Genomic DNA, 24,892 nt, shown 5'->3' with positions numbered 1-24,892 from the left:
GTTTACGGCGACTGCGTCGCGGAACGCAGCCTCGCAGGCTCGACAGCTGCTACATAGGGAGCGCGGGATCCGCACAAATCAGCAGGCGCATGACGGGTTTTCCTTCCCCGGATCATTGTTCTCGATCGCCCGCTCACCCGCGCGTTCAAGCAGTGGATAGGCGAGGGCGGCGATGTGGTGATGCACGCGGCGGTAATCGCGCAGCACGCGCTGGAAGAGGTCACCGGATTCGGCCCAGGTGTTTTTGTCGTCCTGCAACTTGCGGAAGTGCTCACGGCTGGCGTGCGCTTCCAGTTGTCTGACGGTTTCCTTGCGACTGATCAGTTGATGGGCGGTGGCAATGTCTTCGCGCAGGAACACGCTGATCGCCAGGCTCAGGCTTTCCAGCAAGGCGTCGTGCAGAGGAGCGATGTTGCCCAGCTCGAACGCCGAGAACTGTTCACCCCGGCGTACCCGGCGCATGGCCAATTGCGCGAGGCTGCTGGAGAGAATGTCCGCCGCGTGTTCGAGGTTGATCACGAACAAGAGGATTTCCTGGGCGCGATCGGCATCGTCGTCACTGAGGCCTTCCTTGCCGATGTCGGCCAGATAGGCACGAATCGCTGCGCTGAGCAGGTCCAGGGATTGATCGATGCGTCTGATGTCGTCGACACAGGTCGGCGCCGAGGAGTGGAACAACTGCAACAGGCGCCCGAGCATCGCCGAGAACATATCCGCCATGCGCAGGGCTTCCCGGGCAGCGTTGGACAAGCCGATGTTGGCCACTTCCAGGCCGGCTTCGTCCAGGTAGTGCGGCATTCCGGGATCGACTTCCCGTACCGGATCCGGAAGCAGTCGGGTCAGGGCGTTGGCGAGTACGTCGGTCAGGCCGATGAATACCAGCGCCAACACCACATTGAAACCGCTGTGCAGGACCACAACCAGCGTCGACGGATTCAGGTTCGTCCCGGCCAGCCACCCGGCAAACGGCAACACCGCCAGCGCACCGATCACCCGCACCAGCAGATTGCCCAGCGGCAAACGTCGGCCGACGCTCGATCCAGCGTTGATCACTGACGGCAAGGTGCCGCCAATGTTCACGCCCAGGACCAACGCCACCAGGGTGGTCGCCGAGAGCATGCCGGTCGCGGCCAGCGAGACGATCAGAAGCACGACAGCCACGCTGGAATGGCAGAGCCAGGTGAGCAGCAGCGCCACCAACAGTGCAATCAGCAGATCGCCGTCCAGGCTTTGCATGATCAGTTGAAACACCGGCGTGGTTTCGACCTGCGCCAGGGTTGAACCGAGCATGTGCAGGGCCAGCAGCATCAGCCCCAGGCCGATCAGCGCGCAGCCGATACTTTCAAAGCGTGAGTCATCGCGCAGGCGAAAGACGATCAACCCTGTCAGCAGCATCAACGGCATGAGCATCGACATGTCGAGGCTGAGCAGTTGCACCACCAGGGTCGAACCGATATTGGCGCCCAGCATCATGGCCAGCGCCGGGGCCAGCGCGAGGGTGCCGGCGGCGGTGAACGAGGTCGCCATCAGGCTGACGGCGGTGCTGCTTTGCAGGAGACCGGTGATGCCGATCCCCGACAGCAATGCCATCCAGCGGTTGTTCAGGTTGTGGCCCAGCCACTGGCGCAATGGCGAACCAAAGCCGCGCAGCAACGCCGAAGAAATCATGTGAGTGCCCCACAGCAGCAATGCGATAGCGCCTGCGAGGTTGATCAGTAGAGTCGTTCCCGACATGAGAACTCTCCTTTTTTAGTAGGGTTGAGCGCGGTTCATGTGGGAGCGAGCCTGCTCGCGATAGCGGTGTGTCAGTCAACATTGATGTTGAATGTGCTGATGCCATCGCGAGCAGGCTCACTCCTACAGGGGGCAGGTCATCAGAACCACTGCTTGAAGCGGCGGATGTAGAGGGTTTTCATGACCTGCGCGAAGACGCAGTAGCTGAGCAAGGTGCCCACCAGCCAAGGGAAGTACGCCCACGGCAATGGCTGCAAACCAACCAGCGTACCCAGCGGCGAGAACGGAATGTAGATGCCCAGCACCATCACCAACCCGGTCATCAGAATCACCGGCAACGCCGCCGTGCTCTGGAAGAACGGGATCTTCTGTGTGCGCAGCATGTGCACCACCAGCGTCTGGGACAGCAGCCCTTCGATGAACCAGCCGGACTGGAACAGGCCCTGCATTTCCACACTGTTGGCGGCGAACACGTACCACATCAGCGCAAACGTGGTGATGTCGAACACCGACGAGGTCGGCCCGATCCACAGCATGAAACGGCCAATGTTCTTGGCGTCCCACTTGCGCGGTTTGCTGAGGAATTCCTTGTCCATCTTGTCCCACGGCAGCGCCAGCTGAGAGATGTCGTACATGAGGTTTTGCAGCAGCAGGTGAATCGACAGCATCGGCAGAAACGGAATGAACGCACTGGCCACCAGCACCGAGAACACGTTGCCGAAGTTGGAACTGGCGGTCATGTTCAGGTACTTCATGATATTGCCGAAGGTTTCGCGGCCCTTGAGCACGCCTTCTTCGAGCACCATCAGGCTCTTTTCCAACAGGATGATGTCGGCTGATTCCTTGGCAATGTCGGTGCCGCTGTCCACCGAAATACCGACGTCGGCATCGCGCAGGGCAGGGGCGTCGTTGATGCCGTCACCGAGGAAACCCACGGTGTGACCGTTGGCCTGCAACGCCTTCAGCACTCGCGACTTTTGCAGCGGCGTCAGCTTGGCGAACACCGTACGTTCTTCGACGCGCAGCTTGAGGGTGGTGTCGTCCATGTTTTCGATGTCCTGCCCGAGCAGCGGGGTGCCCGGGTCCAGGCCGACGTCGCGACAGATCTTGCAGGTGACGACAGCGTTGTCGCCGGTCAGCACCTTGACCGTCACGCCCATGTCCCGCAGTGCAGCAATCGCCGGGCCTGCGGTTTCCTTCGGTGGATCGAGGAAAGTCAGGAAGCCGCGAATCACCAGCTCGCGCTCATCTTCGGTGGTGTACTGGTTTTTGCTCTGCGCTTTCGGAATCTCGCGGGTGGCGACCAGCAGCACGCGGAAGCCGTCCTCGTTGTATTCGTTGGCCAGGGCCAGCAAGTCTTTACGGCGCTGATCATCGAGGGCAACGACGCTGCCGTTTTCATGGAGGTGACTGGCGATGGCCAGCATTTCCTCGACCGCACCTTTGCACACCATCAAGTGATCGTCGCGGCTGTCCTTGACGATGATCGACAGTCGCCGACGGACGAAGTCGAACGGCAACTCGTCGACTTTGCTGTAGGCGAACGGCACTCGGAACTTCGGATTCGCGTTGGCGAACTGCACCACCGCCTGGTCCATCAGGTTTTTCAGACCGCTCTGGTGATGGCTGTTGAGCCACGCCAGTTCGAGGATTGAATCGTCGCGCCGGCCATGGCTGTCGACGTGGTGCTCCAGAATGATCTTGTCCTGGGTCAGGGTGCCGGTCTTGTCAGTGCACAGCACGTCCATCGAACCGAAGTTCTGGATCGCATTGAGGCGCTTGACCACGACTTTGCGCTTGGCCATGGCCATCGCGCCTTTGGCCAGGTTGGCGCTGACAATCATCGGCAGCATTTCCGGGGTCAGGCCGACCGCGACCGCCAGCGCAAACAGAAACGCGTCGCTCCAGTCGCCCTTGGAAAAGCCGTTGAGCAGGAACACGATTGGCACCATCACCAGCATGAAACGGATCAACAGCCAGCTGACACTGTTCACCCCACGGTCGAACGCCGTTTGCACCCGTGAGCCGACAATCGCTTTGGCCAGCGACCCAAAGTAGGTGCGCGAACCGGTCGCGACCACCACGGCTTTGGCGGTGCCGCTGACCACGTTGGTGCCCATGAAGCAGATGTTCGGCAGGTCGAGCAGGTTCGACTGATCGGCTGCATTGCCGGTCGCCGACTTCTGGGCGACGTTGCCCAGGGTGTCGTATTTCTCCACCGGCAAGGCTTCGCCGGTGAGCACGGCTTGGCTGATGAACAGGTCGCGGGATTCGATCAGGCGGATGTCCGCCGGGATCATGTCACCGGCGCTGAGTTGCACGATGTCGCCGGCCACCAGCTCGCGCATCGGTACTTCGCGAAGCGTCGCCTCCTGGCCACGTTGCCCGCGCCGCAGCACGGAGGCGGTGGTGCGGACCATGGCCTTGAGGGTTTCGGCAGACTTGGCCGAGCGGTATTCCTGCCAGAACCGCAGCAGGCTGCTCAAGGTGACCATGGTCATGATGATAATGACTTTGGTCAGGTCGGCGTCGTCGCTTTCACCCTGGCTGATCGGCAGCCAGTAATCGGTGAAGAAGCTGATGCCGGCCAGGGTCAGCAGCACATAGATGAACGGATTGTGCAGGGCTTTGAGCAGTTGGACGAGGGCGTGAGGCGGCTTGTCGTGGGCGACTTCGTTGTAGCCGCCACGGGCCAGACGGCCTTCGGCTTCGAGTTCGGTGAGGCCGTGCGGGGTTGCATTGAGGTTGGCGAGGGTGACGGCGAGGCCGTTTTGGGCTTCTCGTGCGGCGCGCATCGACAGTTTGGCGTTGTCGTTGCTGGCACCTTTGGCGCGGGTATTCGGGGTTTTTACTGTGGTCATCGCGTGTGCTCCTGCCGCTGGCTTGCGGCACGACACTCAGCCGGCTCACCCAACTAAAGGCGAGCGAATGTATGTCGAGCCGCAAACAAGCGATCGATGTCAGAAGTAATGTTTTGTTGTTTTAACGTTCGCTGGCTATCAATGGAAAAGTGACAGGCAGCGAACCGTCTACTGGCTTCATCCATAACTAACTCCAATTAACTTGTGTTTTAAAAAGGCAATATAAAGTTGTCGGTTTTCCTTATCAGGAAACCGTTGAAGGAAGGACTTTAAAGTGCCTTCAGATCAATTGAGTGTGCGGGCCGTCAGGCTCGGTTTTGCCGCCGGAAGCGATGCAGGATACGTCGACCCGGTGGTTCCTGGCTGTCGTCCAGGCTCCAGCGTTGCTGAAGTCGACCCGTCATCGGGCAGACGCGCCAGTTGGCACGCGGGTGTGCCCTGGCAGAAGAAGAATGGCTCGAAAATGGCGCAATGGCGCGGTTCGCGAGCGTAGGCTCACGGCAGGGCTTGACCCGCATGGTCGAAGCAAAGGCGCGTACGCCGGGCATTACAGGGGTGGTGAAGTTCATAACATGCCTCTGGACCGGACGGACGCCGGTGAGGCAAGTTACGGTGGAGCATCAAGCTCTAGCGCAGCTCACCCGACCGAAAAGTCGAGTCCCGTCATTTTCTGGGTTATGTGCCAGATTCTGCAGTTTCGCAGTAACCCGACAGCGACTAGATACTGTGTCCATTGGATTCCGTAGTGAGTTGAAAAAGGCCTTCGTTGAAGGCCCGGGCAATTTACTCAGCGAGGTGGAGTACGTCAACCTTAAAGGCACGATTAATAGTGTATTAAATGGAAAAGTTGCACATTTGATTATTGAGTTCAGCCAAATGACAGTAAGTTGTCTTTGATGGGGCGGAGTGCGCTGAACTTGCTTATCCCGGGTAAACACTCCAATCACCTGGGTAATCAGCGCCAGCAGCCTCGCGCTGCTCGTCAGCTGCTACAAAAGCGCGCGATGCGCAGCTGCCGGTTATCAGGCGTTGCGATGCCCTGAGCCATGAGGGCTATGCTTTGCAGTGCGCCCATCACCATGGGAGACCTCTGATGATCAACGTACGCACTGCCCGCATGCTTGCCGATTACAAAAACTGGGCCGACCAGCGCCTCTTTGACAGCCTGGCCGCATTGCCGGCGGGTGAGGTCAGCAAAGATCGCGTGTCGGTGTTCAAGAACATGATCGGCACCCTGAACCACATCTATGTCGTGGACTGCATCTGGCAGGCCCACCTCGAAGGCCGAGGGCACGGCTTCAAAACTTCGCATGATCTGTTGCACGCCGACCTTGCCGAACTGCGCAGGGCGCAACGGGAGATTGATCACTGGTATTGCAACTGGAGCGAAAGCCAGACCGAAACGTCGCTGGATAAACCCGTCGAATTTACGTTTGTCTCCGGCGAAAGCGGCACCATGAGCGCTGGCGCGATACTGATGCACGTGGTCAACCACGCCAGCTATCACCGTGGCTGGGTGATCCAGATGTACTTCGAGATCCCGGCCATGCCACCGGTCACGGACTTGCCGGTTTACTTGCGGGAAACCCAGCCGACGGCCTTCAAATCGCTGCATGCCCCGGCAGTGGAACCGACATGTGCTGTGCAATTTTCGAGCGCAACCAGCGTTCTGCCGGATCGTTATCGTTGACCCCGTTCCAGACCATGGACAGTTCGGACAGCACGATGTCAAACGGCGGGTCGTCGGCCCGTAACTGGTTGCTGCCTTCGATCAGCGCACACGCGGCGTAATCCGGCACCGAGGCAAGCATATCGGTGCCGGCCAGCAAGGAGCGCAAACCGGCGAATTGCGGCACCGCGAGCACTACCCGCCGTGAACGACCGATGCGCGCCAGGTCATTGTCGATGGCCCCGGTCAAGTCTCCGGAAAACGACACCAGCGCATGGGGGCGTTCGCAGAATTCATCCAGTGTCAAAGGACCGGGCCGGTCATCGCCGCGCAGGATTTTCACGCTCAAGTCGCGCAATTTCTTGCGCTTGGCGTTGGCCGGTAGCTCCGTGGTGTAACTGATCCCGACAGAAATCTCGCCGCTGGCGAGCATCGACGACATCAGCAGAAAATTCACCCGCCGCACCACCACCACAACGTTCTGCGCTTCCTCGCGAATTTGCTTGAGGAGCGGCGGAAACAAGCCGAACTCGGCGTCGTCGGACAGCCCGATGCGAAACACATCACGGCTGGTGGACGGGTCGAAATCCTTGGCCCGGCTGACCGCACCGGAAATGGTGTCCATCGCCGGTTGCAGCTCCTTGAGAATCACCAGCGCACGCGGGGTTGGCTCCAGTGTCCGACCGTTGCGCACCAACAGCGGGTCGTCGAACAGATCGCGCAACTTCGCCAGCGAGGCACTGACGGCGGGTTGGCCGAGGAACAGCTTCTCCCCGGCGCGGGTGAGGTTTTTCTCGAACATCAGGGTTTCGAAAATCACCAGCAGGTTCATGTCCACGCGGCGCAGGTCGTTGCGGTTCATGGGGATTGCTCGCAGGATTTTTGGGGTCTGTTCAGTAAAGCACCAAACTTGAATGGGGCATTAAACGGCGATGTTTAACACACATCCCTAGATACTCTTCGAGGCTACACATCCTTGCGCCGTTGCCTACGACTGCGCCAGAATTCGCCGGCTTGTGCGCCTTGGGCCTGGACTTTATCGTTTGCGGGTCGCTGCCAATTCAGCGATCGGATTTGACCGTCCGACTCAATCAAGGCGTACCAGTGCCCGAGAAAGGTTTCAGACTTTTTGCGGTGGCTGTGCGCGGGACACCTTCGGGTGTGCCGGATACCTTGATTTCCGGTCGGTCAACCCGCGTACAGCTGCCACCTTGATTCGTTTGACCGCGGACGGTGGCGGCGCCACTAATCAAGGAGCTTCACCATGTTCAAGATCACACCCAACCCGCCAGAAACCGAAACCGACGACGTTTCCCCCTACGAATCCGCCGATTCGAAAAAACTCAACACCGCCGCCGACCGCGCCCTCGACTACTACCTCAAACCGGTCATCCCCAAAGACACCCCGCGCAAACCCAGCACCATCTACTTCGTCGGCCCCGACACTGATAACGAAACCTTGCTGGTGAACGCCTGTGAGACGTTGGCGTCAGCGAGTGTGATGTTGAGTGACTTCGCGGGGCAACTGAACGGCCCGCAGCGCCATACCCTGCTGGGCATTCAAAACTCCGTGATGTTGGGCGAACTGGCGGTGAACCGGATGCTGGATAACGTCGATCCGCATAGTTAACGCTTATCTGTGGTGAGGCGAAGTCTTGTGGTGAGGGGGCTTGCCCCCGTTGGGCTGCGCAGCGGCCCCTGTTACTGACAATGCATTCCTTCAGGCACATCGCGTTCAATGGTTTTGGGGCTGCTGCGCTGCCCAACGGGGGCAAGCCCCCTCGCCACAATGGTCGGGTTGACCGTAGGTTTTTGTGGTGTTTGGTCGGACTTCATCGCGAGCAAGCTCGCTCCCACACGGGGATTTTTGTGAACTCACTATTTGTGATCAACACAGAACAACTGTGGGAGCGAGCTTGCTCGCGATGGCGGTGGGTCAGACACAGATGATGGCGCCTGACACACAACCATCGCGAGCAGACACTGATCGTTCCTAAGCGGCTGGCGGCTCCGTCAGCACTTTCCTGAACGTCTCCACCAACGGCCGCAAATTGATCCGGTGCCACGCCGCCCACAGAGGGCGGGTGAAGCTAATCCACGGCACTTCCCGCAGCACCACGCCCGGCGGTGCGTTGCGGCTCAAGCCTTTCTGAATCATCGCGATGCCCAGTCCCGAGGCCACCAGGGCCATGGCAGTGAAGGGGCCGGTGGCTTCCATGCGGATGTCCGGGGTGAACCCGGCGCGGATGCAGGCGCTGACAAAATCTTCGCGGCTGGTGTGGTGTTGCACACCGATCCACTCCTGATCGGTGAGGTCGGCCGGGGTCAATGTGGTTTGGTTGGCCAGTGGATGATGCTCAGGCAATGCCAGCAACATCGGGTCGTCCAGCACTTGAAAGCCCAGCAGATCCGGATCATTTTTGGCCGGTGGTTCGCTGACCAATGCGATGTCGAGGCTGCGCTGGCGCAGGCCTTCAAGCTGTTCAGTGGAGCGCAGGTTATACAGCGCAACATGCACGTTCGGCCGCTCGACGCGCAACACGCGCAGGGCATTGGGCAACACCCCGGCGTGCATGGCGTTTTCGATGTAGCCGATGCACAAACCGCCTTCTTCGCCGCGACCGAGGCGTTTGCCGAGGGATTCCAGGCGACTGGCATGGGTCAGCAGGGCGCGGGTTTCGGCGAGGAAGGTCTGGCCGTCGCGGGTCAGGCGGATGCGTTGCTGGCTGCGTTCGAACAGGGTCAGCCCCAGGCGTTCCTCAAGCTGGGCGATCTGCCGGCTCAGTGGTGACTGGGAAATGTGCAGGCGTTCGGCGGCGCGACCGACGTGTTCTTCTTCGGCGACGGCGACGAAGTAGCGCAATTGGCGGATGTCGATCATGTCAGACCTATGGGGACTTAAGTGCTGCACATTATGTCTTGGACGGTCCGACTGTCGCAATCTAGGATCTGCTCAACGGTCAGGCCACTGACCACTGAAACTGACGAGGTTGAATCATGAGCTTGAAAGACAAACTGCCCGGCGCGCTGGGTTTCGGTACCGCACCCTTGGGCAACATGTTCCGCGCCATTCCTGAAGAAGAAGCGCTCGCCACCGTGCACGCCGCCTGGGATGCCGGCGTGCGTTACTTCGACACCGCGCCGTTCTACGGTTCGGGCCTGTCGGAAATTCGTTTGGGCGCCGCGCTGTCCCGTTACAACCGCGATGACTACGTGCTGAGCAGCAAAGTCGGCCGGGTCATTCTGGATGAAGTCGAAGACACGGCGGCCCGTGACCTGGGCGAGAAGAGCGGGGTGTTCGAGCACGGCCTCCCGAACAAGATCGTCAACGACTACAGCGCCGACGCGACGATGCGCTCCATTGAGGACAGCCTCAAGCGTCTGCAAACCGACCGCCTGGACATCGTCTGGGTGCATGACATCGCGCAGGATTTCTACGGCGATCAATGGCTGGAGTACTTCAACCAGGCCCGCACCGGCGCCTTCAAAGTGCTGACCCGCTTGCGCGAAGAAGGCGTGATCAAGGGTTGGGGCCTGGGCGTGAACAAGGTTGAACCGTGCGAACTGACCCTTGATCTGACCGAAGCGCAACCGGACGGTTTTCTGCTGGCGGGTCGCTACACTCTTCTCGACCACGACCGCGCGTTGCAACGTTTGATGGATGCCGCCCTGGCGCAGAACGTCGAGATCGTGGTCGGTGGTCCTTACAGTTCGGGCATTCTGGCCGGCGGTGCGCACTTCGAGTACCAGCAAGCCAGCCCGGCGATCATCAACAAAGTCGAGCACATCAAACGCATCGCTGCCGCGCACGGTGTCGACATAAAAGCAGCGGCCTTGCAGTTCTCGTTGGCCAACCCGGCGGTGGCGGCGGTGATTCCAGGTTCCAGCCGTCCGGAGCGTATTGCTGAAGACGTTGCCGCGCTGTCGGCGGTGATTCCCGCCGCTTTCTGGCAGGCAATGCGTGAGGCAAAACTGGTCTCCGACCGCGCGCCATTGCCGATCACAGGAGCTTGAGCATGAAGATTGATCTGAGTGGAAAACTCGCCATTGTCAGCGGCAGCACCGCCGGCATTGGCCTGGGCATCAGCAAGGCGTTGGCCGAGTCCGGCGCCACGGTGGTGGTGATCGGCCGCGAGACGGCCAAGGTCGAACAGGCGCTGGCGAGCATTCGTCAAAGCGTACCGGACGCGCAGTTGCGTGGCCTGACCGCTGACCTGGGCACCGCCGAAGGCGCCGAGGTGCTGTTCGCTGCCGAGCCGCGTGCGGACATTCTGGTGAACAACCTCGGCATCTTCAACGACGTCGATTTCTTCGACACACCGGACAGCGAATGGACGCGCTTTTATGAGGTCAATGTGATCTCCGGTGTGCGCCTGTCCCGGCATTACGTGCCGGACATGGTCAAGCAGGGTTGGGGCCGGGTGATCTTTGTGTCCTCGGAATCCGGCATCTCGATCCCGGCCGACATGCTCAACTATGGCGTGACCAAAAGCGCCAACCTGGCGGTGTCCCATGGCCTGGCCAAACGGCTGGCGGGTACCGGTGTGACGGTCAATGCGATCCTGCCCGGTCCGACGCTGACCGATGGCCTGGAGCAAATGCTCAAGGACGCCACTGCCGCGTCCGGCCGCAGCGTTCGCGAAGAAGCCGATGCGTTTGTGCTGAAAGCGCGGCCGACGTCGATCATCCAGCGTGTGGCGGATGTCGAGGAAGTAGCGAACCTGGTGGCGTACATCGCTTCGCCGCTGTCCTCGGCCACCACCGGCGCGGCATTGCGGGTTGACGGCGGTGTTGTCGACAGCATGGCGATCTGAATTTTTTGATTAACAGAGAGGGTTACATGGCAACTGCATCAGCGTTTGTTGAGATCCCGGCTTCGGCCGATGACGTATGGCGTTTGATCGGCGGCTTCAATTCGCTGCCGGACTGGCTGCCGTTCATTCCGAAAAGCGAACTGAGCGAAGGCGGGCGGGTGCGCAGCCTGCAAACTGCGGATGGCGCGGTGGTCGTCGAGCGGCTTGAGGCGTTTGATAACGCCGGGAAGACGTACAGCTATTCGATTGAGCAGGCACCGTTTCCGGCTACTGCGTATCTGGCGACGATCAAGGTTGAAGCACAGGGGCAGGGGGCTCGGGTGACGTGGTCGGGTCGGTTTGAACCGGTGGGGGTGAGTGAGGAAGAAGTGGTGGCGTTGTTCGACGGGATTTATCAGGGGGGGCTGCAGGCACTGCGGGCGAATTTCCCGGCCTGAAATCACCCATTAATAATCACCACGAATCTGCCTGTGGGAGCGGGCTTGCTCGCGAAGGCGGCGTGTCATTCAACATCATTGTCGACTGACACGCCGCCTTCGCGAGCAAGCCCGCTCCCACATTGATTCCTCGTTGTCAGGGAGATTGGGTCATGTCTGAGGAATCAGGCTCTCCCGGCAATCCAGCACCAACCGCGCGCCACCGAGTTCGCTGCTGCCCACCTCCAGCGAAAACCCATGCAAACCGGCAATCGCCGCAACGATCGACAAGCCCAAACCAAACCCGCTTTTCTGATTGCCACCCTCAGCCCGATAAAACCGCTGAAACACCGCTTCGCGCTCGGCCTCTGGAATCCCGGGCCCGGAGTCCAGCACTTCGATCCGCGTACACCCGCCCGCACTGACCCCACGCAAAATCACCTCGCCCCCCGGCGGTGTGAACTTGATCGAGTTGCTCAGCAGATTCGCCACGGCTTCGAACAACAACGCCCGATCGCCATTCAGCGCTGGCAATGTCTGCGGCAATTGCAGCTTGAAAACCAGTTCGCCTTCTTCCGCCAGCGGCAGGTAAAAGTCGTGCAGCTCTAGCAGCAATGGCACCGGGTCCAGTTGCACAAAACCCGAGCGGCGCTGGCGATCTTCCAGCTCGGAGATCCGCAGCAACCCGCGAAATCGCGCCATCAAGGTGTCCGCTTCACCGAGCACGGAATCCAGTTGCACGGCGAGCGTCGAGTCATCTGCGGCCTGCTGCTGAATTCGGTACAGCTGCGCCCGCAGGCGTGTCAGCGGGGTGCGCAGGTCGTGGGCGATGTTGTCGCAGACACCCTTGACCTCGTGCATCAAGCGCTCGATGCGCTCGAGCATGGCGTTGACGATGGTAGCGAGCATGTCCAGTTCATCGCGCCGATTGGACAAGGGCAGGCGCCGGGTCAAATCGCCGGCGACGATGGCTTCGGCGCTGGCCTGAATCGCGCGGATGCGCCGCAGGGGTCGGCGGCGTAACAGGTGCCAACCGGCGATGCCGGGAATGATCGTCAAGGTCACGCCCCAGAACAACGCATGAAGGATGATCCGGGTGACGGCGAACAACGAACCGTTGTCGCGCACCAGCACCAGCCAGCGACCGTCGCGGGTCTGGGTCGCTACCGCGTCACAACTGTCGGCGGGCAGGATCGGATCGTCGGAGTCGGTGCAGTCGCGGAGCATGTGGATCTTGCCGTCCAGCGGCAGGTCTTCGGGGATAAAACGCAGGGCGCCACTGAGGTAGCGATGCTGGTGATCGAACAAGCCATAGGCGTCGATGCCGCGAATGTCGAAGGTCATGCTGACGGCGAGGGCGTCCAGCAGTTGCTCGCCCTGGAAGCGCGAAAACAGATGCTGGCGTTGCATCAGCGAGTGCTTGGCCAGGTTGTCGAGGTAAGCGGACACCTCGTAGTACATGACGCCCATCAGGATCGCGCTCCAGATCACGAACAGCGAACTGTAGAGCGCCAGCAAGCGGCTGCTGGAAGAGCGCCAGCCTTTAGACGGGTTCGGCAATGACATAACCCGAGCCTCGCACGGTCCGAATCAGTGGGACCTGGCCTTGTGGGTCGATTTTCTTGCGCAGACGGCCGATGTGCACGTCGATCAGGTTGGTGCCGGGGTCGAAGTGGTAACCCCAGACTTCTTCGAAAATCATCATGCGCGACAGAATCTGCCCGGTGTTGCGCATCAGGAATTCGAGCAATTTGTACTCGGTCGGCAGCAGCGTCAGCAGGACGCCAGCGCGGCTCGCTTCGTGGCTGATCAGGTTGAGTTCCAGGTCGGCCACTCGCAATGTCGTGGCCTGGGCGGTCACGGTGTTCTGGCGGCGCAGCAGCACTTCAACGCGGGCGGCCATTTCATCGGTGGCGAATGGCTTGGTCAGGTAATCGTCACCGCCAGCGCGCAAGCCTCGTACGCGCTCATCCACGTCGGAGAGGGCGCTGATCATCAGGATCGGCGTGGCCACGCCCATGGTCCGCAGCGTGGTGACGATCGCCAGGCCATCGAGCTCCGGCAGCATGCGGTCGAGGGTGATCAGGTCGTAGTCACCACTGACAGCACGCTCCAGGCCTTCGCGGCCATTGTCGACCCAGTCGACATCGAGGCCGTGGCTGCTCAGTTCGGCGACGATTTCCCGGGCGGTCACGGCGTCGTCTTCGATGGTCAAGATGCGGGTCATAGGGCGTGCCTGATTAGCGGTTCTCAATGATGTGCAGCATTTTGCCAAGAAATGAGCGGAGTCTTTCTAAATAAAACTTCATGCTCTGAATATTTTGATCAATGCAGAAAACCCGCTGCGTTGAGGCATTCCTTGCAAATTGCATGAGAAATGGAAGTTCAAACTTTATAGGTAATTGAAATATAACGAGTTATTAAAAAATCGCGACTGGCACGCTGACTGCAATGGTGCATTCGAAGAGTTGTAACACCATCTTTCCTGCCTGGAGCGATACAACAATGAACAGATCTTCTGATGGTTTCTATAACGTCGCAGAAGAAACGAGCACGCTCTCGGGTGTGTCTTGGGGGGCGATCTTCGCCGGGGCCGCTGCGGCGGCAGCGTTGTCGCTGATCCTGGTGCTACTCGGTTTCGGCCTGGGTTTTTCGGCGGTGTCGCCGTGGGCCAATGAAGGTGTGAGTGCCAAGGGTTTGGGCATTTCAACCATCGTGTGGCTGGCGGTGACGCAAATTTTGGCGGCCGGGGCCGGCGGTTATATTGCCGGTCGCTTGCGGGTCAAGTGGGCCAACATGCACGGGGATGAAGTGTATTTCCGTGATACCGCCCATGGTTTCCTCGCCTGGTGCGTGGCGACGCTGGTGACCGCGACCCTGGTGGTCGGCTCGGTCAGCAGTGTGGTCAGTGGTGGCATGCAGGCCGGGGCCAATATGGTCGGCGGGGCAGCCAGTGCGGCCACTCAAGCCGCCGGCACCGCGGCTGCCAATACCAATAGCGACCAGTACGGCTATTTCGTCGACAGCCTGTTCCGTGACGATCGTCCGGCCGCCGTGAGCGATGACGCCGCGCGTGGCACCGTGACGCGCATTTTTGTGCGCAGCCTGGGCAACAACGGCCTGAGTGCCGACGACCGGACTTATCTCGCCCAAATGGTCGCCCAACGCACCAACCTGACTCAGGCAGACGCCGAACGTCGTGTCGACGAAGTCTATGCCCGCACACAAAAAGCCGTGGCCGACGCCAAACTGGCTGCCCAGCAAGCCGCTGACAAAGCCGCGAAAGTCGCTGCCTGGACGTCGCTGTGGATGTTCATCGCACTGCTGATCGGCGCGTTTTTCGCCAGTCTTGCCGCCACCTTTGGCGGTCGCCGTCGGGACGCCGTTGTGTACGTGGAAACCGACACTTACGTCACCACCACCCCTGTTCGCTAACCCAGGAGAATCATCATGCGCTCATTACTTCTGTTTTTTCTTGGCGTGCCGATCCCGATCATTATCCTGATCGCCCTGTTCATGCATTGATCCGCTGAGGCTCATGCCTCTGCCGCTTCCGCCTCGGGTGGAAGCGGCGTTTTGCTTTGTGGTCCCCAATAAAGCGAAGATGCCCCAATCTGTGTAGGAGTGAGCCTGCTCGCGATAGCGGGGTGTCAGTCGATGCAAGCAGTGACTGTTAGATCGCTATCGCGAGCAGGCTCGCTCCCACAGTTTGATTTGGGTTGTTTTTGAAAGGGGAGATGGGCGTTGGACAAAAAGGAAATCAAGCGGCAACTGATGGCGGCGCTCGACGCCGGGCACTCCAAAACCGCGACGTTCAAGGCGTTCTCCGGTGGAGTGGTCAAGGACCGGGTACTCGCTTACTGGATCGGCGCCAGGCCGGATCCGGCGTTGCGGGAAAAACACTCGCTCAAGGTCAACATTCTGCTCGCACTGACCTGCCTTCAAGCCTTGCTGGGGGCCGTTACCGGATTCTATCTGGGCTCGATGATCGGCCCCGGTGCCGTGGTGTTTTTCACCCTGTTTGCGGCGCTGGTGCCGCTGGCGTTTACCTGGGGTTTCTACAAGAACTCGGCGCAGGCCTACACCATTTACATGATTCTGACCGTCAGCCAGATCGGGCGGATGTTTCAGGGGTATGAGGAAGATCCGGTGATGACAGTGGTCGGTGTGGTGATCACGTTGGCCATGGTGTTTTATGTGGCCTGGGTGAAGGCGCTGCTGTTCCCGGACCTGGGGTTTGTGGGTTCGAAAAAGGTGAGGGGGCAGTTTGTGTTTTCCAACTGATCCTGGCATTGCTCCGCGTTATCGTTCATCGCGGGCAAGCCACGCTCCCACAGGGGAATGCGGTCTACTGTGGGAGCGAGCTTGCTCGCGATGGCGGCATCACTATCACCACATGACTTAAGCCTTGCCTGCCTCCTGCTCCTCCAACTGATCCGACTCAAACAATTTAGCCAATTCCGCCCGTGCTTCCTGCGCCGTCTGCAACACCTTCGCCGCATCGTCATACACCGCGTGCTGGGCCTCCAGCACCTGTTCATCGTGATGCTTGAAGCGCTTGATCCGCGCATCGGCCTGCGCTTGGGTCAATCCCAGGCCGACCAGCGTGCGCCGGCTCATTTCCAGGCTCGAATAATAGGTTTCACGAATCGCTTCCGCACCCAGGTCCACCAGGCGATGCACATGTTGGCGGTTACGCGCCCGGGCGATGATTTTGATGTGCGGGTACAACCGGTGCACCACCTCGGCAGTCTTGATGTTGGTGTCCGGGTCATCGGTCGCGATGATGAAATATTCCGCCTGTTCGACTTTGGCCGCGCTGAGGATCTCCGGGCGCATCGGGTCGCCATAGAACACCGGTACGCCGCCGAAACTGCGGGACAGCTCGATGGTTTCCACCGACGTATCGAGCGCCACGAACTTGATGTTTTGCGCCCGCAGAATTCGCGCAACGATCTGACCCATCCGGCCCATGCCGGCGATCACTACGCGCGGCGCGTCGGTGTCGATGTCGCGGAATTTCTCCGGCACCACCACGGGCTGCACGGTGGGCGAATACAACCGGGCGCACAGCAGCAACAACAGCGGAGTCACTGCCATAGACAGGGTGATCGTCAGCACCAGCAAGTCGTACAGGTGCGGCTCGAACAAGCCTTGATCGCGGCCGATCTTGAACACTACGAACGCGAATTCACCACCGGCCGCCAGCACGATGCCCAGGCGCAGCGCACTGACTTTGCCAAGCCCACCGGCCAATCGGCCGACCACAAACAGCAGCGGCAATTTGATTGCGATCAGCAGAAGGGTCAGCCCCAGTACCGCCAGCGGGGCGCTGAGTAGCAGGCTGAGATTGGCGCCCATGCCGACGCTGATGAAGAACAGCCCCAGCAGCAGGCCCTTGAACGGCTCGATCTGCGCTTCCAGTTCATGTCGGTATTCAGAGTCCGCCAGCAGCAGCCCGGCGAGGAACGCGCCGAGCGCCATGGACACGCCGACCAGGTCCATCAGCCATGCCGTGCCGATCACCACCAGCAACGCCGTGGCGGTGGACACCTCGGGCAGGCTGGTTTTGGCGACGATGCGAAACACCGGGCGCAACAAATAGCGTCCCCCGATGACCACCACCGCAATGCTGCCCAGTACCCGCAACCCGTGATTCAAATCTTCAGCAGCAGTGGAGGTGTGGTCACCACCGGCCAACAGCGGGACCATGGCGATCAGCGGGATCGCAGCGATGTCCTGAAACAGCAGAATCGCAAACGCCAATCGACCGTGGGGGCTGGTCAGTTCCTTGCGCTCAGCCAGGCTTTGCAAGCCAAACGCGGTGGACGACAGGGCAAGGCCAAGACCGAGCACGATGGCGCTGTTCAGCGGCTGGCCGAAGACGAACAGCGCCAGCACACCGATCACTGAACCGGTCAGCAGCACCTGCGCCAGGCCTACGCCGAACACCGCTTTACGCATCACCCACAGGCGTCGCGGCGACAGCTCCAGACCAATGATGAACAGCAGCAACACCACGCCGAGTTCAGAAATATGGCTGACACTTTGCGGGTTGCCGATCAGCCCCAACACCGACGGCCCGATGAGGACGCCGGCAAACAGATAACCCAGCACGGCTCCCAATTGCAGGCGCTTGGCCAAGGGCACGGTGAGCACCGCCGCGAACAGAAACACGACAGCGGCTTGCAACAGGTTGCCTTCATGGGGCATGGCTTACTCCAACACTCGATACGGCGGAGCGCCAAGGATAAAGGCTGTGGCGGGATGCGTCAGCCGAGTTGACCGACAAACCGCTATCGCAAGCAGGCTCACTCCTACATTTGATCTTCAGTGAACACGGATTTTATGCCCGACTTAGATCCAATGTGGGAGCGAGCCTGCTCGCGATGGCGGTGGATCGGACAACCAGTCAATCAGATAAACGCCTCGATATGCGCCATCCCCCGAGCCACATATTCTTCCTTCTCACCCACCGGCGCGAAGTTGTGCAACACCTCCCGCGCCGCGTCAGTGCTTTTCAGCCGAGCCAGAAACCACACCGCCAAATACTGCGCCGACAAGCACCCACCCGCCGTGGCGATATTCCCATTGGCATAAAACGCCTGATTCACCACATTGACCCCGGCCGCCTGCACCCATGGCTTGCTGATGGCATCCGTGCAAGCGGGGGCATCACCGAGCAAGCCGAGCCTGGCCAGCAAAAAGGTCCCGGAACACTGCGCGGCCAGTAACTGGCGGCCCGGATCAAAGCGCAACTGTTCCATGATCGTCGGATCCTCTGCCACTTCACGGGTCTTGCGGCCACTGCCGATCAACACCGCATCCGCCTGACAGGCCTCGGCCAGATCAATGTGCGCATCAAGGGTCAAACCATTCATGGACGTGACGCGCGGCGTCGGCGAGGCAATGCTCACGCGCCAGTCCTTGTCACCCAGCAGCGACACCCGGCTGAGCATGCCGTAGGCGATCAGGGAATCGAGTTCGTTGAATCCGTCGAAGGTCAGAATGGCAATGTGCATGGCGGCTGATCCTGAGTGAATTCACGCAGCCTACGCCGACCCGAGGCGAGGTTCCCGGTACAGTCCGGCACAGATTCATCGCAACAGTAAGGAATGATTCACCGCGAGCACAGTCGGAGTTCAGGTGCCATGACATTACTGGAGGATCACCCATGAACCGCAAAACCCTCATCGCCGCCCTGGCCATTGCCGCCGGCGTTGCCGGTATCAACCCAATCGTTCAGGCGGCTGAGTCCCCTCAGAAAACCGTCCAGCCCGGCGTCAACAACTCCCGCGAACTGGTGATTGGCGACCGCGCCCCGGACATCTACCAGCGCAGCGAAAAAGCCCTCGCCAATTGGCAGGCAAAAGGCCTGAAGGCACCGAAGGATCAGGCGCAGTGGGTGCAGATCAATGACAAGTACATGATGGTGATGATCACCAACGGGACGATTGTGGACATTACGCCGGTGGAGCGTTAGTCGCCTGCAACAATTAGCCATGGATGGTTAATTGATTTCGCCTGCCGTTCCGGTGAGTCTCTGCGGCGATTTCATTGACTGGATGTCAGGAGCGGCTCGTTGGAACAGAAACCTCTCTACCGCAAGGAAAACACCCGTACTTGGGGCGTTCGGCGCAACGACGTTACGGGCGAGTATCGGCACCAGCGTAATACCAAGGCTGAAATGAAGAGCGACGTGTCACGGGGTTCGATGCACGGAACGCGCCGTTACGGGCTCGACTACACGCCTTTGTTCCGGTTTCTGTTGTCCCGCGTCGGTAGGCAATGGGATGAAGTGTTCAGTGAGGCGCTAGCTCGTCTCGACAATTCCGAGCCGGTGTTCTGGATGGTTGCCCTGCATGAAAGCGAAAGGCAGGAGACGGTGCGTCTGGGCGAGTCGAGCTATTTCAGTGGTTTGTATGTGGATGACTTGGGAATTCTGCAGATCGTTAACCCCGAACTGACGGCGCAGAGCATGACGCCTTACTGTCATTGCTGCACCCACACGTTCAACGGCATACTTTTTGGCCAACGCAAGGACCGGGCAGGTCATTCAACCCGGCTGTGAATGCCCACCTGTTCGCCCAACCGATACTGATTATTGCCACTGCGCTTGGCCTCATACATCGCCAGGTCCGCAATGTGAATCAGCCGGTCCATGCTCGGCGCGTGGTCCGGGTACACCGCGACACCGAGGCTGGTGCCGATGTGGCGCTGGTCGTTGCCGATGGTGATGGGCGGTGACAGTTCGATGAAGATTTTCTGGCAGATGCTGCGCGCTTCATCCTGCAGATCGATGCCCTTGGGCAACCCTTGAAGGATGACCACGAATTCGTCACCACCGATGCGGGCGACGGTGTCGGTTGAGCGCAGGATTTTTTTCAGGCGTGTGGCGGTGGTGATCAGCACCCGATCGCCGGCCGCATGGCCGTAGTGATCGTTGATCGCCTTGAAACCGTTGAGGTCGACAAACACCAGCGCCACCCGGGTAGCGCCGATACGCGCCTGTTCCAATGCCTCGGACAACCGTTCTTCCAGCACCAGGCGATTGGGCAGGCCGGTCAACGGGTCGTAGTGAGCCAAGTGCTGGAGGTAACTGGCGGAGGCCTTTTCCTCGGTGATGTCGCGCACCACGCCCATCATCTTGACGGTGGCGTCGTGGTCGTTCTTGACCACATTGCCGGTCTCTCGCAGCCAGTGAATGCTGCCGTCGGGCCAAACGACGCGGTATTCCTCATCATGGTTTTCGCCGGTTTCCAGGCAGCGCAGCTCCCCGGCCCGCACGCTGGCGCGGTCCTCCGGATGTACGCAGGCGCAAAACAGGGCGTAGGAGGGCGTCACTTCGCCGATCTTGAAACCGAACATGCCGTAGATCGCATCCGACCAGTAGAGCTTTTCGGTGTCGACGTCCCAATCCCAGGTGCCGATGCGAGCGAAGTATTGGCTGCGTTTGAAGCGTTCGGCATCACCGTCCTGGCGCACGGACGGTCCCTCGGCCAGGCTGGCGATCAGCACGCGACACTCGGCCAACTGCTGTTTCAGCGTGCGCACGCGATAGATCATCGCGATGAGCAGGGCAAACATGACAGAGCCGACGGCTGCGCTGGTCCAGGCCAGAATCATTCAGGGATAGTCATTGGGTATTAAACCGAGGGAAACGTTGGTGCTTATGTTAGTTCACCGCGCTGTTGGGTTGCAGTCGCTTTCTGTCTGACGAGCGCTAGACTTTCTGTGCACGCCATCTGCTTCGTGATCATCCGTCAGCCAGGAGATTCTGTTGTTGCATCCTGATAAAGGCACGTGAAGAGTTGCCAGCGAGCTGATTTTCTGGGAAAACCCCGCCTCTCGAATTCTGCAAACAGATAAACACCGCCATGAATAACGAACTGCAAATCATCGACCTCCAGCCAGGCGCCGGAAAAGCCGCCGTCAAAGGCGCGTTGATCACCACCCAGTACCGTGGCTGGCTGGAAGACGGCACTGAGTTCGACTCGTCCTACAGCCGTGGCAAGCCTTTTCAGTGTGTGATTGGCACGGGCCGGGTTATCAAGGGGTGGGATCAGGGCATCATCGGCATGCAAGTCGGCGGCAAGCGCAAGCTGCTGGTGCCGGCGCATCTGGCGTATGGCGAACGTTCGATGGGCGCCATCACGCCAAACTCGAACCTGATTTTCGAGATTGAATTGCTGGAAGTGCTGACGCGGGATGATTGACTGAAAACCTACCCCCGAAGCCCTATGAAAAGGTCCAACTCAGTCGGTAGCCGCTCATTGAGCGCAATTGCGATCTGTTGGACCTGCCCGGCGTTCAGTAAACAGTCCCCATCCTCGCTTTGATCAAGGCTATTCCAACCCAGCACACCCAGTATTAAGACTTCTGACTCAGCCGGAACGGTCAGTTCGTACTGTAGAAAATCACCCTCCTGATCACCTTTTAAAAATCCACTGATCCTAAAGAAATGGGCAGGGTGCCCGTCGACTGACGTCAGGTTTTGAACCAAAGGTGTCTCTGCTATGCGAGCCATTAGCGTTCTTCTCTCATCCTGTAAAAGCGATGCGAACGCTATATCAATGGACGTTTGATAGATGTAGGAGAGTTCTGAATTTGCAGCCGTTATTTCAGATGGTTCAATCCTGAAACGCCTCCCGATACGCATACAATCCCGGCGTACCCCCAGTCATCACAAACAGCACATTGTTTCCGCGCCGGAACCGCCCATCCCGGAGATCGGCCACCAACCCGGCAAACGCCTTGCCGGAATACACCGGATCAATCAGCAACCCTTCAGCACGAGCCATCAAACGCACAGCCTCCTGCATGGCCTGCGTCGGCAAACCGTAACCGTCGCCCAACTGACTGCCATCGATAACAATCTCCGAAGCCTGAACAACCGTACTGCTGCCCAGCAACCCCAGTACATCTTGGGTCAATTGCCGGGTTCGGGCCGCTGACGACTCTCTGTCGGACAACACCGAGTACGACTTCACCAGCGAAGTCCCTCGTTCCAACAACTCAAACCCCGCCGCAAGCCCGGCGTGGGTGCCGGCGCTTCCGTTGGGCACCACGACCTGGTTGAAGGTGATACCGAGTTCGCTTTCCTGTTGCGCGATCTCCGCCGCGCAGCGCGCATAGCCAAGACTGCCCAAGGGAGTCGAGCCTCCCGTGGGAATCACCAGCACCTTGTGGCCTTCAAGCCGAAGCTGTTCCGCACGTTTCTCGGCTTCGGCCAGCGAATCGCTGCCGCCGGCCAGCACGCGAAGGGCTGCGCCGAACAACTGGTCGAGCAGGACGTTGCCGTTGAGTTCGTAGTCCACTTCCGTTTTGGGCACTGAACGGGTCAGGATCAGTTCGCAGGCAATCCCGAGGCGGGCGCACACAGCAGCGGTCAGGCGCGCATGGTTGGATTGGAGGCCGCCGATGGTGATGATCGTGTCGACCCCGGCTGCCAGGGCCGCGCCGAGGTGAAATTCGAGTTTGCGCAGTTTGTTGCCACCACCGCCGATCAGCATGTGATCATCGCGCTTGAGGAACAGGCCAATGCCTTGCGCTTTCAAACCCAGTAGCTGTTCGAGGCGTTCGGCGCGCTGGATCGGTGTCGGGCCTTGCAGAAGGTCGGCGCGGGCAAAAGAACTCAGTGACGTGTCCAGTAAGGTTTGCATCAATGACGCCTCGTTGTTCAGTGTTATTACCCTGACTCTAGGGAGAAACTCCCGGCGGATAAACGCATCGCCGGTTATTACTCCTTTAACCTGATGTATTTAATGCAAGGCATGTTCATGAGCAAACTCAGGCAGATGGAAGTCTTCGTCGCGGTGGTCGAGGCGGGCAGTTTCGCCGATGCGGCCAGTGCAGTCGGTATGTCGGCAGTGATGGTCGGGCGGCATATCCAGGGCCTGGAGAAAACCCTCAACACCAAGCTGATTCAGCGCACCACGCGGCGGCAATCGATCACGGCCGAGGGGCGGCTGTTTTATGAAGAGGCCAAGCTGGCGCTGGAACAGGTGAAGTACGCGTTCAGTCGGGTCGAAGCGTCGAACCCGGAGCCCAGTGGCCTGTTGCGAATTACCGCGCCGATGAGCCTGGGCGTATCGTTGGTCGGCCCATTGGTGGCGGAGTTCATGCAGCTTTATCCGCAGATTCAGGTTGAGCTGATCTTGAGCAATGAAGTGGTGGATCTGTACGAAACGTCGTTCGACCTGGCCTTCAGGATTTCTGAGCTCATTGGGGTCAATCTGCTGGCCAAACCGTTGCCGCCGTATCGCATGGTCATCTGTGCATCGCCCGGTTACCTGCAAAAATGGCAGGAACCCAAGTCCCCCGAAGACCTGCATCGGCATCGGATTCTCACGCACACCTCGTGGAACAACCGGTTTGCCTGGCCGCTGCGCAACGGCGCCAGCGAGGTGCCCTGGCCGGAAGGTGCGGTGTTGAAGAGCAATGACGGGCAGGTGTTGTTGCAAGCGGCGGTAGCTGGGGAGGGGATCTTGATGCAGCCGGACTTTTTAGTAGCGGCGGCGTTGGGCAAGGGTGAGCTGGTGCGAATCATGGAGGACTATGTGCCGCCCCCCAAGCCGGTGCAGATGGTGTATCCGCGGTCGCGGAAGTCGTTGCCCAAGTTGAAGGCGTTTGTGGCGTTTGTGGTGGGGCGGTTGGTGATCTAGAGAATGTGAAGGTGCCATCGCGAGCAGGCTCGCTCCCACAGGGGATTTGTGAACTCCGCAGATCCAATGTGGGAGCGAGCCTGCTCGCAAAAAACGATAACGCGGTCTCAAGCCAAATCACGAAACACCGGAATCCGCCCATTCAGCGAAGGCCGATACTCCCAGGCCAAACGCCCCAGCGCATCCCGATGCACCAGAATCTCCCTCAACGTCGCACTGGCAATCCCCAACGCCAACACTTGCCCCGGACACTGATGCCGTCCCGCGCCAAAGGTAAAACTGCGACGCTGCGGGCGATCCAGTAGAAAATCGTCAGGGCGATCATTCAACTGCGGATCGCGATTGGCCGACGCCAACAACAGCAAAATCACGTCGCCCGACTGGAAGCTCACCCCCTCGATTTCACACGGTGCAGCCACAAACCGCCGAGTGTTCTGCACCGACGGGTCAAAGCGCTGGGTTTCGGCAATCAGATCATCCACCCGCGCCTCAGGTAGCAGTGGGTTTTGCATCACCGCCAACAGCGCATTACCGATCAGCCCCGCAGTGGCCTCAAAAGTCTGGGAAAACAAGCCAATCAGATTGGCGATCAGTGTTTCGTGGTCACCGCTGAAGCGCCCGCAAATCCCGGTGAGCAGCGCGCTTTTGTTGTCCGGGTCATCCAGCAATTCAACAAAATAACCCCGTAAATGCTCAGCCGAAGCCTGTGCAGCGTCGAGTTGCGCCTGATTGCTAAGCGGCGACAGGCACGCCACGAACTCCGCCGTCAGCGCACTGAGCATCCGCCCCTGAGCCGGGGTGAACCCCAACAACGCTGCCACCACGCACACCGGCCCGCGAAACATGGCGTTGTACAAGCCGTCGGCGTCCGGCGTGATCAGCCGCGCGGCCACCAGCGCATTGACTTCATCCCTATCAATCAACCCCAGCCCCGGCTCAATCGCCGACCTCGGACAGCGTTGCCGTTCGCCTTCATTCATCCGCATCAACTGCCCGAACACCTTGCCCGCCATGCCACCGGCAATCGCCTTGGGCACCGGTTCCGCAGCGGGGCGGACATGGCAATCAGGATGGGCCAGCACGGCGGCGACCGCTCGGGCGCTGCTGGCCACCCACAGGTTCAGTCCAGCGTGGAAAACCAATCCTCCCTGGGCACGCAGTTGCGCGTAATAGGGATAAGGATCGGCATGAGTCGCAGCGATGATCGGGTCCATGGGTCGCAGCCTTGTTCGGG

General features: G+C 59.8%; 24 protein-coding genes. 11 read left to right on the top strand and 13 right to left on the bottom strand.

What is annotated here, in order from left to right; genetic code table 11:
- Window positions 1–78: 78 nt before the first annotated feature.
- From BK660_RS26040 to BK660_RS33175, 3 genes are all read right to left on the bottom strand, one after another.
- Window positions 79–1,734 (bottom strand): Na/Pi cotransporter family protein, encoded by a 1,656-nt coding sequence (locus tag BK660_RS26040; protein WP_123435734.1) that lies wholly within the window; start codon window positions 1,732–1,734, stop codon window positions 79–81.
- Window positions 1,735–1,874: 140 nt separating this feature from the next.
- Window positions 1,875–4,595 carry a magnesium-translocating P-type ATPase gene (mgtA, locus tag BK660_RS26030; protein WP_123435733.1) on the bottom strand — a complete coding sequence of 907 codons (2,721 nt, stop codon included), beginning with the start codon at window positions 4,593–4,595 and terminating at the stop codon, window positions 1,875–1,877.
- A gap of 305 nt (window positions 4,596–4,900) precedes the next feature.
- Window positions 4,901–5,164, bottom strand: a complete 264-nt coding sequence (locus BK660_RS33175; protein ID WP_123435732.1) for a hypothetical protein — start codon at window positions 5,162–5,164, stop codon at window positions 4,901–4,903.
- Between the two features lie 524 nt (window positions 5,165–5,688).
- Between BK660_RS33175 and BK660_RS26020 the strand changes: the two genes are divergently transcribed.
- A complete protein-coding gene (locus BK660_RS26020; RefSeq protein WP_123435731.1) occupies window positions 5,689–6,285 on the top strand; it encodes a DinB family protein in 597 nt (198 codons plus the stop codon).
- Here BK660_RS26020 and BK660_RS26015 read toward each other — a convergent pair.
- The gene (locus BK660_RS26015; protein ID WP_123435730.1) at window positions 6,197–7,126 is read right to left on the bottom strand and encodes a LysR substrate-binding domain-containing protein; all 930 of its coding nucleotides are present in this window, start codon (window positions 7,124–7,126) and stop codon (window positions 6,197–6,199) included. The two genes, BK660_RS26020 and BK660_RS26015, sit on opposite strands and share 89 nt — an antisense overlap.
- A gap of 402 nt (window positions 7,127–7,528) precedes the next feature.
- Here BK660_RS26015 and BK660_RS26010 point away from each other — a divergent pair, with 402 nt between their 5' ends.
- Window positions 7,529–7,894 carry a DUF6124 family protein gene (locus BK660_RS26010; RefSeq protein WP_123435729.1) on the top strand — a complete coding sequence of 122 codons (366 nt, stop codon included), beginning with the start codon at window positions 7,529–7,531 and terminating at the stop codon, window positions 7,892–7,894.
- A 363-nt stretch (window positions 7,895–8,257) separates the two neighbouring features.
- Here BK660_RS26010 and BK660_RS26000 read toward each other — a convergent pair whose 3' ends face one another.
- Window positions 8,258–9,145: a LysR substrate-binding domain-containing protein gene (locus BK660_RS26000; RefSeq protein ID WP_123435727.1), complete on the bottom strand. Its 888-nt coding sequence runs from the start codon at window positions 9,143–9,145 to the stop codon at window positions 8,258–8,260.
- A gap of 116 nt (window positions 9,146–9,261) precedes the next feature.
- Here BK660_RS26000 and BK660_RS25995 point away from each other — a divergent pair, with 116 nt between their 5' ends.
- The 3 genes from BK660_RS25995 to BK660_RS25985 are packed head-to-tail and all read left to right on the top strand — an operon-like array spanning window position 9,262 to window position 11,515.
- Entirely contained in the window at window positions 9,262–10,278 is a 1,017-nt protein-coding gene (locus BK660_RS25995; protein WP_123435726.1) for an aldo/keto reductase, read from the top strand.
- A gap of 2 nt (window positions 10,279–10,280) precedes the next feature.
- Window positions 10,281–11,078 carry an SDR family NAD(P)-dependent oxidoreductase gene (locus BK660_RS25990; protein ID WP_123435725.1) on the top strand — a complete coding sequence of 266 codons (798 nt, stop codon included), beginning with the start codon at window positions 10,281–10,283 and terminating at the stop codon, window positions 11,076–11,078.
- Window positions 11,079–11,104: 26 nt separating this feature from the next.
- A complete protein-coding gene (locus BK660_RS25985) occupies window positions 11,105–11,515 on the top strand; it encodes an SRPBCC family protein (protein WP_123435724.1) in 411 nt (136 codons plus the stop codon).
- A gap of 150 nt (window positions 11,516–11,665) precedes the next feature.
- Here the strand turns inward: BK660_RS25985 and BK660_RS25980 are convergent, their stop codons facing one another.
- Together BK660_RS25980 and BK660_RS25975 are read right to left on the bottom strand one after the other, a co-directional pair.
- On the bottom strand, window positions 11,666–13,060 hold the full coding sequence (locus BK660_RS25980) for a sensor histidine kinase (RefSeq protein WP_123435723.1): 1,395 nt from the start codon (window positions 13,058–13,060) through the stop codon (window positions 11,666–11,668).
- A complete protein-coding gene (locus BK660_RS25975) occupies window positions 13,038–13,721 on the bottom strand; it encodes a response regulator transcription factor (protein WP_123435722.1) in 684 nt (227 codons plus the stop codon). The genes BK660_RS25980 and BK660_RS25975 overlap by 23 nt, the downstream gene beginning before the upstream one ends.
- A 278-nt stretch (window positions 13,722–13,999) precedes the next feature.
- Here BK660_RS25975 and BK660_RS25970 point away from each other — a divergent pair, with 278 nt between their 5' ends.
- The gene (locus BK660_RS25970; protein ID WP_123435721.1) at window positions 14,000–14,929 is read left to right on the top strand and encodes a hypothetical protein; all 930 of its coding nucleotides are present in this window, start codon (window positions 14,000–14,002) and stop codon (window positions 14,927–14,929) included.
- Window positions 14,930–15,238: 309 nt separating this feature from the next.
- Entirely contained in the window at window positions 15,239–15,778 is a 540-nt protein-coding gene (locus BK660_RS25965; protein ID WP_123435720.1) for a hypothetical protein, read from the top strand.
- A gap of 117 nt (window positions 15,779–15,895) precedes the next feature.
- Here BK660_RS25965 and BK660_RS25960 read toward each other — a convergent pair whose 3' ends face one another.
- Entirely contained in the window at window positions 15,896–17,707 is a 1,812-nt protein-coding gene (locus tag BK660_RS25960) for a monovalent cation:proton antiporter-2 (CPA2) family protein (RefSeq protein WP_123435719.1), read from the bottom strand.
- Window positions 17,708–17,910: 203 nt separating this feature from the next.
- On the bottom strand, window positions 17,911–18,516 hold the full coding sequence (locus BK660_RS25955) for a DJ-1/PfpI family protein (RefSeq protein WP_123435718.1): 606 nt from the start codon (window positions 18,514–18,516) through the stop codon (window positions 17,911–17,913).
- A gap of 152 nt (window positions 18,517–18,668) precedes the next feature.
- Here BK660_RS25955 and BK660_RS25950 point away from each other — a divergent pair, with 152 nt between their 5' ends.
- Both BK660_RS25950 and BK660_RS25945 read left to right on the top strand, forming a co-directional pair.
- Window positions 18,669–18,977, top strand: coding sequence for an RcnB family protein (locus BK660_RS25950; protein WP_123435717.1), 309 nt, complete (start codon window positions 18,669–18,671; stop codon window positions 18,975–18,977).
- A gap of 99 nt (window positions 18,978–19,076) precedes the next feature.
- Complete coding sequence (locus BK660_RS25945) at window positions 19,077–19,565, top strand: hypothetical protein (protein WP_123435716.1); 489 nt, start codon at window positions 19,077–19,079, stop codon at window positions 19,563–19,565.
- Here BK660_RS25945 and BK660_RS25940 read toward each other — a convergent pair.
- Window positions 19,547–20,620 (bottom strand): sensor domain-containing diguanylate cyclase, encoded by a 1,074-nt coding sequence (locus BK660_RS25940; RefSeq protein ID WP_123435715.1) that lies wholly within the window; start codon window positions 20,618–20,620, stop codon window positions 19,547–19,549. The two genes, BK660_RS25945 and BK660_RS25940, sit on opposite strands and share 19 nt — an antisense overlap.
- A 251-nt stretch (window positions 20,621–20,871) precedes the next feature.
- Between BK660_RS25940 and BK660_RS25935 the strand changes: the two genes are divergently transcribed.
- Window positions 20,872–21,210, top strand: a complete 339-nt coding sequence (locus tag BK660_RS25935; RefSeq protein WP_123435714.1) for an FKBP-type peptidyl-prolyl cis-trans isomerase — start codon at window positions 20,872–20,874, stop codon at window positions 21,208–21,210.
- 8 nt (window positions 21,211–21,218) lie between these two features.
- On the opposite strand, the gene BK660_RS33170 is transcribed toward BK660_RS25935, so the two are convergent.
- Together BK660_RS33170 and BK660_RS25925 are read right to left on the bottom strand one after the other, a co-directional pair.
- On the bottom strand, window positions 21,219–21,521 hold the full coding sequence (locus BK660_RS33170; RefSeq protein WP_259698537.1) for a pyocin S6 family toxin immunity protein: 303 nt from the start codon (window positions 21,519–21,521) through the stop codon (window positions 21,219–21,221).
- Window positions 21,522–21,624: 103 nt separating this feature from the next.
- The gene (locus tag BK660_RS25925; protein WP_123435713.1) at window positions 21,625–22,656 is read right to left on the bottom strand and encodes a D-cysteine desulfhydrase family protein; all 1,032 of its coding nucleotides are present in this window, start codon (window positions 22,654–22,656) and stop codon (window positions 21,625–21,627) included.
- A gap of 117 nt (window positions 22,657–22,773) precedes the next feature.
- Here BK660_RS25925 and BK660_RS25920 point away from each other — a divergent pair, with 117 nt between their 5' ends.
- On the top strand, window positions 22,774–23,658 hold the full coding sequence (locus BK660_RS25920; RefSeq protein WP_123435858.1) for a LysR family transcriptional regulator: 885 nt from the start codon (window positions 22,774–22,776) through the stop codon (window positions 23,656–23,658).
- 107 nt (window positions 23,659–23,765) lie between these two features.
- Here BK660_RS25920 and BK660_RS25915 read toward each other — a convergent pair whose 3' ends face one another.
- Window positions 23,766–24,872 carry a cytochrome P450 gene (locus BK660_RS25915; protein WP_123435712.1) on the bottom strand — a complete coding sequence of 369 codons (1,107 nt, stop codon included), beginning with the start codon at window positions 24,870–24,872 and terminating at the stop codon, window positions 23,766–23,768.
- Window positions 24,873–24,892 lie beyond the last annotated feature (20 nt).

Source organism: Pseudomonas brassicacearum, from assembly GCF_003732265.1.
GTDB lineage: Bacteria > Pseudomonadota > Gammaproteobacteria > Pseudomonadales > Pseudomonadaceae > Aquipseudomonas > Aquipseudomonas brassicacearum_D.
Note: the sequence above shows the minus strand (reverse complement) of the source record. Positions and strands in the feature narration are given on the sequence as shown.